Raw genomic sequence first — 12800 nt, forward strand, 5'->3', positions numbered from 1 at the left:
ATAATCGGGCCTTTACGGGATGTTGATCCCCTCTTAGAAATTTGTGTTTTACTCACCATCTTGCAGTGGGGATCTTACAGCCCGTTAATCTGCGATAAATGGACAAAAATACCGATAATCTTACCGGTATTTTTGTCTATAAATTAATTTCATTATATGGGCGATAACCTTACTTATCAAGTAAAGATGCACCCGATATTCCAGGCTTTGTCATTTCGTATGGGTCTAAAATCAGATCTAATTCTTCTTCACTTAGCACATCATATTGCAAGCATAATTCACGAATGGATTTCCCATTTACGATTGACTCTCTAGCAATTTCAGAAGCGACATTATACCCGATATGCGGATTGACAGCAGTTAATAAACCTACGCTTTTTTCCACATACTCTTTAAGGCGGTCAGCATTGGCCGTTATTCCAGACACACAGAAGTCAGTAAATACGCGGAAGCCATTATTCATGATTGAAATGGATTGCAGTAAATTAAATAATAATACCGGCTCCATAACATTCAGCTCAAATTGCCCCGCCTCAGACGCAAGAGATATCGTATGATCATTGCCAATTACTTGGAAAGCAATTTGGTTAATAACTTCCGGCATAACTGGATTAACTTTTCCTGGCATAATAGATGAACCAGGCTGACGTGAAGGCAAGTTAATTTCATACAAGCCTGCTCTAGGCCCAGAAGCCATTAAGCGGAGGTCATTGGCGATTTTTGACATATTCACCATACAAATTTTAAGGGCAGATGAGACTTCTGTATATGTATCCGTGTTTTGTGTAGCGTCAACAAGATTACCGGCTGGTTTCACAGGGATGCCAGATATCTCAGCTAAATACTGGACAACCTTTTCAATATAAAGAGGATCGGCATTGAGCCCTGTTCCTACAGCAGTTGCTCCCATATTTACCTCTAATAAAGCTTCCATTGATCTTTCAATTCTCTTAATATCACGTTCAATCACATTTGTATAAGCCCTGAATTCCTGCCCTAGGCGAATTGGAACTGCATCCTGTAAATGAGTTCTTCCCATCTTAATAACCGAATCAAATTCGATAGCTTTTTGATTAAAAGCTTCCTTCATTTCATTCATAGTATTTAATAATGTTTCTAGTGCTCTATAAACAGCAAGATGAATTGCTGTTGGAAAAGCATCGTTTGTAGATTGGGCCATATTAACATCAATATTTGGATTCAAATGAAAATATTCACCCTTTTCCTTCTCCAAGAACTCTAATCCTCTATTTGCGATGACTTCATTCGTATTCATATTAATGGATGTTCCCGCTCCGCCTTGGATCGGATCCACAATAAAGTGATCATGCCATTTCCCTGAAATAATTTCATCTGCTGCTTTGCAGATAGCCTCCGCTTTTCCTTTATATAAACGCCCGATACTTGAGTTTGCAAGCGCAGCAGCTTTTTTTACAATTGACATCGCAATAATTAAATCTTTGTCTAATTTATATCCTGTAATGGGAAAATTCTCAACAGCTCTTAATGTTTGTATGCCATAATAAGCCTCAATCGGAACATGCTTTTCTCCCAAGAAATCCTTTTCTACACGATATGTACTCACAAATAACATCTCCTAATCAACCAATTATTGATGAAAGAGAAGTTGTCCACTCCCCTTAGATTTAGTATACTACTATTCCTTAAGATTTTCTGTTAGTTTTTTATAAAGGATAATTTTTCAAATATTAGAATAACTTTTCGAAAAAAATAACCAGCATGGAATAAAATTACTCCCCTGCTGGTTTATTATCTAGAACGGAAATTGATTTAACCATTGTCCGCCGTCCATTGTAATACATTCGCCATTAATATAGGCTGCATGCTCGGAAAATAGAAAATAAGCTAATTCCGCTATTTCCTCAGGCTTTCCTAGTCTTCCTAACGGTACACTATTAATAGTTCTTTCTGCAGCCGACTCCGATACCCATAGCCTCTCAGCTCCTCCTGTACGTTCAATCGGGCCGGGGGCGATTGCATTTACTCTTATCCCATATTTTCTTCCCCATTCTACTGCCAATGTTCTTGTCATCGATAATACGCCTGCTTTCGCCGCAGCTGAGTGAATGACGCCTGCACCTGCATCCCAGGCATAAGTGGCCACCATATTGATGATACTGCCTTTAATCCCCTTTTCGATCCAGTACTTTCCTATTTCACTAGAGCAATAAAATGTTCCATTTAGGACAATATTGATTACTGAATTCCAGCCATTTGCGCTAAGTTTTTCAGCTGGACATATAAAATTCCCAGCAGCATTATTGATGAGATAATCGATTCTTCCAAAGGTTTTAAGTGCTTCGTCAACCATATTTTTCACATGTTCTATTTCACGAACATCCATTTGAACCGTCAACACTTGCCCTGGAAATGTTTCTATTTCTAATTTTGCTTCATCAAGACGCTCCTTTGTTCTTCCTGTTATAACAACAAAAGCATTCGCTTCTGCAAAACGTTTTGCCATATATTTACCCATACCACTTGAACCACCTGTAACAATTACTACCTTTTCCTTCATCCTTTCCCCTCCTTAATAATGAATGATCATTCATTCTCTATTTTACCACTAGTAGATTGAATTTTCTAATAAATTATAAGACTTTTATCATAATTGCAAAACTCATAAATTAGGTTAAATCCATTTTTCTCCCTTTTTTTTAAGATAAGAGTTTGATAGTATAAGAAGGTATCTATGTTTTAGGTGAAAATGAATTAGATTGGTTGGTAATATTCATGCCAAAAAAAGTTACGAGAAGGTCTTTTTTGAAAAAAGTATTCGGCTCTTTACTTACAATTTCCGGTCTAGGTGCTGGAGGATATTATTATGCAGGTCATATTGAGCCTAGACTCTTAGAGATAAATAATTTTCCGATTCGTCATAAATCAATTCCAAAAAGCTTCAATCATTTCAAAATTGTTCAGTTCAGTGATACTCATTTGGGCTTTCAATATGATAGGCAGCAATTCATGACTCTTGTAGAGCAAATAAATGAGCTTAAACCAGATCTTATCTTTTTTACAGGAGATTTGTTGGACGCCCCTAATAAATACTTAGAAGGCGATAAGATCATTCCTCTTCTTAAAAAGCTAAATGCCCCATTTGGTAAATTTGCTATATACGGAAATCATGATCATGGAGGGTACGGATCAGATATTTATAAATCCATCATTGAGCAAGCTGATTTTAATTTGCTGCAAAACAGTCATAAACAAGTAAAATTACTTGATGGCAGCAGCTTGTATATAATTGGTATTGATGATGCCATGCTAGGAAAGCCTGACATCAGTAAAGCTTTAGCAGGAGTTCCTGAAGATTCTTACAAAATCCTCTTATCACATGCTCCCGATTTAGCAGATGAGGCTTCACAGTTAAATATCCAGCTGCAGCTTAGCGGTCATAGCCATGGGGGACAAATCCAGATTCCTTTCATTGGTGCCCTTGTAAAGCCTCCTTTTGCAGAAAAATATCATGAAGGCTTTTATGAAATTGGCGGCACACCATTAACCCTTTATGTCAATCGCGGAATAGGAACTACCCGTCTTCCGTTCCGTTTTCTATCAAAGCCTGAATTGACTGTATTTACGCTTGTAAGTGAATAGAAAAAGGAAAAGCATATGCTTTTCCTTTTTCTATTTATTGCAATATTCTTTAAGAAAGTAATTTTCAATCTCATCTGCAGGAAGAGGTCTAGAGTACAAAAATCCTTGTGCTTTGTGGCAGTTGGCATTTAATAAAAATGCCGCCTGATCCGCGCTTTCTACTCCTTCAGCGATTACCTCCATCCCCAGGCTTCTCCCTAAATGGATGATAGTCGTTGTAATAGCTGCATCTTTATCGTTTAATAGTACATCCTTGACAAAGGACTGATCAATCTTTAATACATCGATTGGAAATTGCTTTAAATAATTTAATGATGAATAGCCCGTTCCAAAATCATCAACAGATATTGAAACTCCAAGTTCCTTTAATCTTGATAGAATAGGTGCTGTATCCCTCGTATCCTGCATGGCACCTTCTGTTATTTCAATTTCCAAAGCCCTAGGATTGATTCGATATTTTTCAATCGATTTTTGAATGATTTTAAGCAAATTGTGCTGCTGGAATTGTTTTGGAGAGATATTAATAGCAATTCTAAAATCCTGATGATATTTATCTGACCAATCACGAATTTGCTTACAGGCAGTGTCAATGACCCAGTTTCCAATCGGTATGATTAAACCTGTATCCTCTGCAAGCGGAATAAATTCTCCTGGAGAAATCAATCCAAGTGCGTGATTATTCCAGCGTAATAGTGCCTCAAAACTAGATACTTTCGTTGTCTTTAAATCAATCTGAGGCTGATAATGCAAAAACAACTCTTCCCGTTCGATCGCCTTTCGCAGGAGTGTTTCCATTTCAACCACATTTCTAAGGATTGAATTCATGTCTGTCCGATAGAATTGGAAATGAGCTTTCCCCTTTTCTTTTACCCTAAATAAAGCTTCATCCGCATTTTTGATAAGAGTCTCAGCGTTCTTCCCATCATTCGGGTACATACTAATCCCAATACTTGGTGAAATATAGTATTCTTGAGAGCTTAAATAAAAGGATTTAGAAAACTTAGATAAAATATTCTGTGCAAATTTGCTAGATTTATTTCTATCTGTATGTGGAAGAAGAATAATAAACTCGTCCCCGCCCTGCCTATAAACGGTGCAACCTTTTAATTCAGAAAGTCTGTTTGCAACTTTCTTTAATATTTCATCTCCTAAAATATGTCCAAGTGAATCATTTAAGTATTTAAACCGATCCAAATCAATTGAAAGAAGAGCAAATTCATTTCCTGTCTTTTTTGCAGAAGTAATTTGCTCCTCCAAATCTCCTAATAATGCTCTCCTATTATATAAACCTGTCAGTTGGTCATGAAAGGCCATATATTTAATAGTTTCCGCATTTTTTGCCTGCTCAGAAATATCTCGTGTAATAATATATATACCTACAATTTCTTTGTTCACAACAACAGGTGCAGTCTTAATGTGAACCGTTAAATAATGTCCTTTTCGATGAACAAATCGGCAATCGAGTGTTTCAATCGGATAACCATTCCTCGTTTTGTGGAAAAGCATTTTTATATCTTCTATATCCTGTTCTGGAATTAAATCAAATATAGACCGATTGGTTAGCTGCTTTTCCGACAAACCTGTTAATTTTCTCCCTGCAGGATTGACCTCCTGTATGATGCCATTCAGATTAACTGTTAGAATTCCATCTAAATTATGGTCAACGATGGATCGGTATTTCTGTTCACTTTCAATTAATCGCTTCTTCTCTATTAATGCTGATGTTATGTCTCTCGTGACGGATACGACATAGCTTACCTCGTTATTTTCATCAAACACAGGAGTCAAAAATGACTCTCCATTCATCTTGCTTCCATCTGGAAGGACAACCTCATCTGAAAATCCAATAGATTTTTTCTGCCTAAGTATTCTTAAATATTCTTGCTGTAATACGTAAGCAGTTTTAAAAGGGAGAACTTCATCCAATGATTTCCCAGTATAGTCAAGTGGCAAATTAGCATGTTCTAGCCCTGGCTTATTAGCGAAAAGATAGGTGAAAACAGGGCCAGGCTCTACCTTCATGATAAAAACCATATCTTTAATGTGTCGAAAAATAATATCTAAGATAATGCCTTCAACTTTACTTGTAATATTCATGCTATTTAATTGTGTTGTTAATTCCTCTATCTTTTCCATCTAATCATCCTTATACTTATTCCGTCCATAAAAGAACTTGGACATGTATATCAAGAGATGCCTTTAATGATTTCTAAAAACAATCAAATTTTAACAAAATGTCCCTAATGTTTACAATTTCTCCATATTATTTTTTCATTATAATACAAAATGACAAAAAAGACAGGCTTGTTTGTCATACATTTTGCAGTTAACTGCTTAAATGCTGAAAAATAAATAATATTTGCATTATTTGGCTGTCTTAATGTATCATTATGATATATCATCTTGATATATCAATAAGATATATGGAAGGGAGCTTTTTTCATTGTCAGTCGAGCATACAATACTTGCAGTATTAAGCTTTTGGCCTAGTTCCGGCTACGATATTAAATCTGAATTTGAGCATAAGGCGGCAGGATTATATTGGGGGATGAGTTATGGAAGTATCTACCCAAAGTTAAAAAAACTCGAACAAGAAGGCTATATTTTTCCCATTGAAAAGGAGGAAGAAGGCCGAAAAAAGAAACTGTACGAACTAACACCAAAGGGGTGGGAAGAATTTGAAAATTGGCTCCGCATGCCGCCAGCTTACCCTGTTATTAAAGATGAACTTTTTATGAAAATGTCAACTTGGCATGAAGATATGGATACCTCTATACTCATTAAGCATTTGCTGAAAAGGAAGGAGGAAACAGAGGATATTTTGAACTTTGTCAAAGAATGGCCGACAAATGGCTATTCCTTTATTAGCAAATTAGGAATGCTTTCCATCAGGTACGCAAAAATTCGCCTAGAAGCAGAATTATTATGGATTGAGGAAACCGTTCTCGCATTGGAAGAAGATAATCTTCCAAAAGGCCAGGACCCGAATAACAACATGGATAAGCTTTTAGCAAGGCGAAGAGAAGCCATTTTAGAAAAAAGGAGAGCTAAAAATGAAAACAGGCATGTTTAAGACTCTTAAAATCCCTCCCTTTCGCTCCCTGTTTGGAGCACAGGTATTTTCAGATTTAGGAAATTGGCTTGATTTCGTTGCATTACAAGTAATAGTAGCCTATCATTGGGGACTTGATGAATCGGCAATTGCTTCTGTCATTATTACGTTAGGTCTTCCATGGGTTATTATTGGCCCATTTGCAAGTGTATTTGTTGATCGCTTACCGAAGAAAAAGATGATGATAGTATGCTTAATTTTAAGAATTGTCTTCGTATTAGGGTTGTTTTTTTCACCAAATCTTTACTACCTGCTTGTTTTTGTTTTCTTGAAAGGAACCGTTGCTGCACTATACGACCCAGCCAGACAAAGTACGATAAGAATGACAGTACCCGAAGATCAGCTGCCTGAAGCTGTTACACTTAGCCAGCTTTCTGTCAATACGATGAAAATTATTGGCCCTGCACTCGGGGGAGGCATCATTGCCCTATTCGGAGTAAAGAGCCCATTCTTATTTGAAGCTTGTGGTTTTATCATTGCGATCATTTTTTTAATAAGTATGCCAAAACTGGATGAAGACTCATTTGTTAAACATAGTTCTGAAAAAAATACAATTGAAAAACAAAGTAGTTATTGGAGAGAATTAACAGAAGGAATTAAACATATTGCGAGAACTCCCCTATTAAAAATTTCAATCCTCTTATCTTCAGTCGCTTTTTTTATTATTTTCTTATACGATGGTCTCTTTGTCTTTATTGCTCAACTTCTCGGGTTTTCTCAAGGGAATTTTGGTTTGCTCATAAGCGGAGTAGGGTTAGGCAGTGTTATTGGTTCTCTTATTTTAGGGCAATGGACGATGTGGAGAATTAAACCCATTCATTTCATGTCAGGAGCTTCTCTATTAAGCGGGAGCCTGATAATCCTAGTTGGCCTAGGAGGTATGGGTCTCATACAGCTTCCACCCTATCTCTGGATAATTGGCGCATTTTTTCTAGGATTACTAGGCTCAGGAGAGGCTGTTCCATATGGCTTTGTCTTGCAGTCTGAAACACCAAAACATTTGATGGGCAGAGTATCATCTGCGGCCATGTCTTTACAGACCTTTTCAATGTTAATTGCTCCTGCGGCAGGAGCTCTTATAGCAAAAGCAGTTGGTGTACCTGCTGTCTTAATTGGTGCTGGCCTTGCAACATGCTTATTAGGCAGCTTCGTATTATTATTCATTGTACAAAAATTGAAGACACCAATAGTTACTCATGAAACGGAAGTTTTACAGAAAACAACTTAATAAATTTTGTAATAGACTCTACTACTAAGAGGAATTTCCGTTAATCTGGAATATATTATCTATTTTATTTTCATTTTTTTGAAAAAAGGGGTATAATAGCAATATACCCCTAAATATTTGAAAGGAGTCATACTATTGAACTCGGAAAAGAACGACAATCCTCATCATTTACATCCAACGGTTGAAAACCTCTCACAAGCAATCTTCACCGTTAATCGCCATGCAAAAACAGCAACGAACCCAAAATTCCTATATAAGCTGAAACAGAATGCATTACACAAGCTTATTAGAGAAGGGAAAGCTAATAAGGTGGGGCTTCATTTCTCAGGTAATCCTAAATATAGTCAGCAGCAATCAGATGTACTTGTTGAATGTGGTGATTATTCATTTCATTTGCCGCCATCGAAAGCCGACTTTGCTGAACTGCCACATTTAGGAAAATTAAATGATCATATACGAAATCCAAGATCCACTCTCTCCTTAAACCAAGCCAAAAAACTTCTAATATCTTATACAGGACTTAAGGAAGTTAATGACACCCCATCACATAAAAAACGGTCATATAATAAACCAGTATTTAAAAAGCTGGGAGAAAGTTATTTTTAAAATAAAAAGCTAGGTCCCATTTATTAAGGGATCCTAGCTTTTTCCTATTTCTTTTTGTCATCCTAAAGTGCTATCTTATCAATAAGCAGGACAAGCTCAGCTATCTCAGGCTTACTTACTTGTGCATCTGCTCCAACCATTTGCCCTTTATGGCGAAGATCATCTGTAATTAAGGAAGAAAAAATAACGACAGGTATTTTTGTTAATTCATGATTACTTTTAATACGTTTCGTTAAATGATGCCCATCCATCTGAGGCATTTCAATATCTGTAATTACAAGCTGAACTTCATCAACAATATTCTTTCCGCTTTGAATGATGTTTTCTAAATAATTTAGTGCATCACGGCCATTTTCAAAAAACTCTATATATTGGAACCCAGCTTCCTTTAACGTATCATGTAGAAGCTTACGTAATAATGGAGAATCCTCTGCCACCACTAGTCGTTTATTAGATCGTTCCCGTTTCCCAAGCTTTTGAACTTGCTGAACGTTGATCCCCGTTTCAGGATTAATTTCCACAACAATTTTTTCAAAATCTAATAATAAGATCATTTCTCCATTAAGCTTGATGACTCCAATAATCTGGCTGTCAGGACCTTGATACATTTCAGACGGCTTTTCTATTTGATCCCAAGAAATCCGATGAATTTGTGTCACACTATGTACATGGAAAACGATTTTTTGCTTATTAAATTCTGCGACAATAAATTTATCCTGCTGAGGATTCTCAGATGGGGGGAAACCTAATGCGGTAGCTACATTGACAACAGGAAGCACTTCTCCTCGCAATTCAATAATGCCCTCAACATTTTTATGAGCATGAGGTACTTGTATAACAGGAACAGGGTTAATGATTTCTTTTACCTTTATCACATTTATTCCAAATTTATTTTTCCCTATACCAAACTCAACAATTTCCAATTCATTTGTTCCGCTTTCCAACAATATTCCTTTTTTATGTTCCACGCAAACTTCGCCCTTCCTGTAAATGAAATGAACAATTATACCTATTACTATATCACGAATAGGAAATTTTTCTTGAAATAATTTAAAAGATTTCGTGAATAATTTTCTCATAGCTTTGGTCACTATTGAAATAGAAAAAGCAGGCTATCCGCCTGCTTTTTCTACATTCCGAACATTAGTTTGAAGATATTTGTCCAATAACCCGATTCACCTGTTCCTTATGATGCAGATCATGTTCAATAAAATCTTTAAAATAGTCTTTAATAGTTAATTTATGATCACCTATATGAAAGGCAACTTCTAACTCATCTTCATTCATTTGATTAATCATAGAAACAAATTGTTGTCTAATGGATAATAGCTCATCTAACAATTTCTCTTTTGAAACATTCTTCGAGTATTCTGCCGCCTGGTCATTAACTTTTTGAAAATCAGGGAATTTATCAAGCTTTGCTCCCTCTTTAAAAAAAGGAAAACGTTCATTTATTGAATAACGGTCCCAATATAGTAAATGTGCTATTACCGCCCGTACCGGCCATTTGCCTTCTGATATAGGCACCAGCCACAAATCATCCTTTAATTCTTTTAAAGTACGTAACCACTCGGAAAACGCTTCGTAATGATTTTGAATATCATTCATTTTCATCCTAAAACCCCCTTAATATTTTTATTAATTCGTCAACATTTACAGGATTTCCTCTTTAAAAAAAGCTGCATTGTTTTTTTTCCAACGCAGCTTTTTTACTATTTTTTTATGACAGTCGTACCCGCAATTAAATCGTGAAGGGATTGCTTTTTCTCCGTAAAGGCAGCAATAATGTAACCAATTAATAGGATTCCTGATAAAAAAGACATTGCTAAATATCTGCCTAAAGCTCGCCAGAAGGAAATTTTGTTTCCTTTTAAATCCGTAACCTTTAATCCTAGCAATTTTTTTCCTACAGTTGCTTGCCATTTTGAAGCGTGCAAACCAGCGAAATAAGCAACGGCCCCTATAATATTAATTAATAATGATAGCCCAAGTGCTCCCAAATAAGAACCAAAGAGTAAGAGTGCTTCCTCATCAGTTATATCGGTTGCATACGGATCGCCAAAAAGTAAATCAAGTGCACCAGTGCCCCCAAAAAAGATCATAAAAATAATCATCGTAACGATAAATAATGGCACACCAATAATGATGGAATCAATAATATAAGCTGCAAATCGAATCCAAAATCCTCCGTATTCCTTCCTTTCTTCATACGGTTGTTTATCCAAAATCGTTTCCACAGTATTACCTCCAAAACACTTTATAGTAAAATAATGACCTTCTATTATACTAATAGCATTTTATATTATACTCAATAATTTCTAATAATTAACATTACTAAAATACCATTTTATTGGCTTTTTTGGCAGAATAATTTTATCCTTGAATAATTCGACTTTTTTGTGAACAACTTCACATATCCATAGACACCGATCCTTATGAATTATAAAATTGAGTTATAAAAGATAACAACTAATAAAATTTAAAGAGGTGCTATATCATGATGAAAGGCACAGCCATCCTATTTCAAGAAAATCAAAAAGTTACTGTTATTGAAAAAGTAGACCATTCTACTTTTGAAGAAATGGAGGCACAAAGTGGGTGTGACCATTGCAAATGCACTCTAGAAAATATTGAATTTGACTTTGGTCCAGTTTCTCCAGTTTTTTGGCATGAAAATGAAGTTGACTGGGATTACGGATATTAATAAAGAGGAAAAGGTGAGCCATTTTAAGCTCACCTTTGTTATTATCCCTTATATTTCCCATTATTTTTCGCTTCTTTTTCCTTTTTTGCTTTATCCTTATGAATTTTATTTGTGTCGGTACTTCCCATTTCATGTGCAAATTCCGTGTCTAACACGGCTGAATCGAAGCCTTTTTTATTTTTTTGCTGAGGATCATTTTTTTTCGTTTTTTTTGCCATAGAAGAACCCCCTTTTAATAACAATCAAGTTTATTATTATATAAAGAGGATTTCATTATTCATTAACGATCCCAATACTTATAAAGTGCTTGAGTACCGCTGTTTTCCTCCCCGGCTTCAGCAAGCTTTGCATACATTTCCTTTGCCAATGCTAAGCCAGGTGTATCCATCCCCATTGCCTCAGCTTCTTGTAAAGCAATGTTCATATCCTTAATGAAATGCTTAATATAAAATCCAGGATCAAAATTTCCGTTTATCATTCTTGGTGCTAAGTTTGAAAGGGACCAGCTGCCTGCAGCACCTGTCGATATGCTTTTCAATACAGTCTCTGGTTCAAGACCAGCCTTTTCTGCATAAACGATCGCTTCACATACTCCAATCATGTTTGAGGCAATAGCTATTTGGTTACACATTTTTGTATGCTGCCCAGAACCAGCTTTTCCTTGATAGACAATATTTGTTCCCATTAAGCGAAAGATTGGTTCCATTTCCATAAATGATTCCTTATCTCCGCCAACCATTATGGAAAGCTTTGCTTCCTTTGCACCGATATCTCCTCCGGATACGGGTGCATCAAGAGCGAAAATACCTTTTTTTCTTGCCTCTTCATATATTCGTTTAGCAAGAGTTGGCGTGGACGTTGTCATATCGATGACAAAAGATTTTTCTTGTCCATTTGTAATAATTCCCTTTTCCCCTAAATATACCTCTTCCACATCTGAAGGATAGCCAACCATTGTAATAATGACATTTGCCTTTTCTGCAACATCTTTAGGTGAATTTGTCCATTCTGCACCTTTAGCAATTAAATCTTCAGCTTTCGTTTTTGTCCGTGAATAAACAATTAATGGATATCCTGCATGAAGTAAATGCCCTGCCATACTTTTCCCCATGACACCTGTTCCAATAAAGCCGATGACCGTATTATCACGTAACCCCATCTTTAAACTCCTCCCCCATCATTTTTATGTATTTATTGTCAATTTCACTGCTAATTCTATTCTACTTCAAGTTGAAGTCAAAAAGAATATTCCCTATATAAAAGTTAGAGTTTTTCTATTATTCTATTTTATACATTAAGAAGTAGCTGCCTTCAATTATATGGGAACGAAAAGGAAAAAGACTAGACCAAATAGTCTAGCCCTCCCCAAGTTTCATGCGCTTTAACATTATTCCCTATCAATACGGTTACATTCTAATCAAAGAAAAGATTTTTATCGCAGATTAACGGGCTGTAAGACCCCCCACTTCAAGAAGTTGAGTAAAACAAAAATTTCAAAGCAGGGGATCAACAGCCCGTAAAGGCCCGAT

At 36.0% G+C, this 12800-nt stretch carries 13 protein-coding genes; 5 read left to right on the plus strand and 8 right to left on the minus strand.

Features of this window, described 5'->3' with window-relative positions; genetic code table 11:
- Positions 1 to 169: 169 nt before the first annotated feature.
- The gene (gene aspA / locus V7122_RS09090; protein ID WP_438824774.1) at positions 170 to 1585 is read right to left on the minus strand and encodes an aspartate ammonia-lyase; all 1416 of its coding nucleotides are present in this window, start codon (positions 1583 to 1585) and stop codon (positions 170 to 172) included.
- Between the two features lie 189 nt (positions 1586 to 1774).
- Entirely contained in the window at positions 1775 to 2539 is a 765-nt protein-coding gene (fadH, locus tag V7122_RS09095) for a 2,4-dienoyl-CoA reductase (protein ID WP_335526402.1), read from the minus strand.
- A gap of 215 nt (positions 2540 to 2754) precedes the next feature.
- On the opposite strand from fadH, the gene V7122_RS09100 reads away from it, so the two are divergent.
- The gene (locus V7122_RS09100) at positions 2755 to 3621 is read left to right on the plus strand and encodes a metallophosphoesterase (protein ID WP_335526403.1); all 867 of its coding nucleotides are present in this window, start codon (positions 2755 to 2757) and stop codon (positions 3619 to 3621) included.
- A 30-nt stretch (positions 3622 to 3651) separates the two neighbouring features.
- Here the strand turns inward: V7122_RS09100 and V7122_RS09105 are convergent, their stop codons facing one another.
- Complete coding sequence (locus V7122_RS09105; RefSeq protein ID WP_335526405.1) at positions 3652 to 5757, minus strand: EAL domain-containing protein; 2106 nt, start codon at positions 5755 to 5757, stop codon at positions 3652 to 3654.
- A gap of 307 nt (positions 5758 to 6064) precedes the next feature.
- Between V7122_RS09105 and V7122_RS09110 the strand changes: the two genes are divergently transcribed.
- The 3 genes from V7122_RS09110 (at position 6065) to V7122_RS09120 (ending at position 8567) form a co-directional block, all read left to right on the plus strand.
- Positions 6065 to 6694, plus strand: coding sequence for a PadR family transcriptional regulator (locus V7122_RS09110; protein WP_335347213.1), 630 nt, complete (start codon positions 6065 to 6067; stop codon positions 6692 to 6694).
- Complete coding sequence (locus V7122_RS09115) at positions 6675 to 7961, plus strand: MFS transporter (protein ID WP_335347212.1); 1287 nt, start codon at positions 6675 to 6677, stop codon at positions 7959 to 7961. The genes V7122_RS09110 and V7122_RS09115 overlap by 20 nt, the downstream gene beginning before the upstream one ends.
- A 135-nt stretch (positions 7962 to 8096) precedes the next feature.
- On the plus strand, positions 8097 to 8567 hold the full coding sequence (locus V7122_RS09120; RefSeq protein WP_335526407.1) for a YkyB family protein: 471 nt from the start codon (positions 8097 to 8099) through the stop codon (positions 8565 to 8567).
- Between the two features lie 62 nt (positions 8568 to 8629).
- On the opposite strand, the gene V7122_RS09125 is transcribed toward V7122_RS09120, so the two are convergent.
- From V7122_RS09125 to V7122_RS09135, 3 genes are all read right to left on the minus strand, one after another.
- Positions 8630 to 9535, minus strand: coding sequence for a chemotaxis protein (locus V7122_RS09125; protein ID WP_335347210.1), 906 nt, complete (start codon positions 9533 to 9535; stop codon positions 8630 to 8632).
- A 175-nt stretch (positions 9536 to 9710) separates the two neighbouring features.
- Positions 9711 to 10181 (minus strand): DinB family protein, encoded by a 471-nt coding sequence (locus V7122_RS09130; RefSeq protein WP_335526409.1) that lies wholly within the window; start codon positions 10179 to 10181, stop codon positions 9711 to 9713.
- Between the two features lie 98 nt (positions 10182 to 10279).
- Positions 10280 to 10804, minus strand: a complete 525-nt coding sequence (locus tag V7122_RS09135; RefSeq protein WP_335526411.1) for an RDD family protein — start codon at positions 10802 to 10804, stop codon at positions 10280 to 10282.
- Between the two features lie 260 nt (positions 10805 to 11064).
- On the opposite strand from V7122_RS09135, the gene V7122_RS09140 reads away from it, so the two are divergent.
- On the plus strand, positions 11065 to 11271 hold the full coding sequence (locus tag V7122_RS09140) for a hypothetical protein (protein WP_335526412.1): 207 nt from the start codon (positions 11065 to 11067) through the stop codon (positions 11269 to 11271).
- 41 nt (positions 11272 to 11312) lie between these two features.
- Here the strand turns inward: V7122_RS09140 and V7122_RS09145 are convergent, their stop codons facing one another.
- Positions 11313 to 11489, minus strand: a complete 177-nt coding sequence (locus tag V7122_RS09145) for a hypothetical protein (protein ID WP_335526414.1) — start codon at positions 11487 to 11489, stop codon at positions 11313 to 11315.
- 62 nt (positions 11490 to 11551) lie between these two features.
- Positions 11552 to 12430 carry an NAD(P)-dependent oxidoreductase gene (locus V7122_RS09150; RefSeq protein ID WP_335526416.1) on the minus strand — a complete coding sequence of 293 codons (879 nt, stop codon included), beginning with the start codon at positions 12428 to 12430 and terminating at the stop codon, positions 11552 to 11554.
- Positions 12431 to 12800 lie beyond the last annotated feature (370 nt).

The sequence above is a fragment of the Bacillus sp. JJ1532 genome, from assembly GCF_036965085.1.
Lineage (GTDB): Bacteria > Bacillota > Bacilli > Bacillales > Cytobacillaceae > Cytobacillus.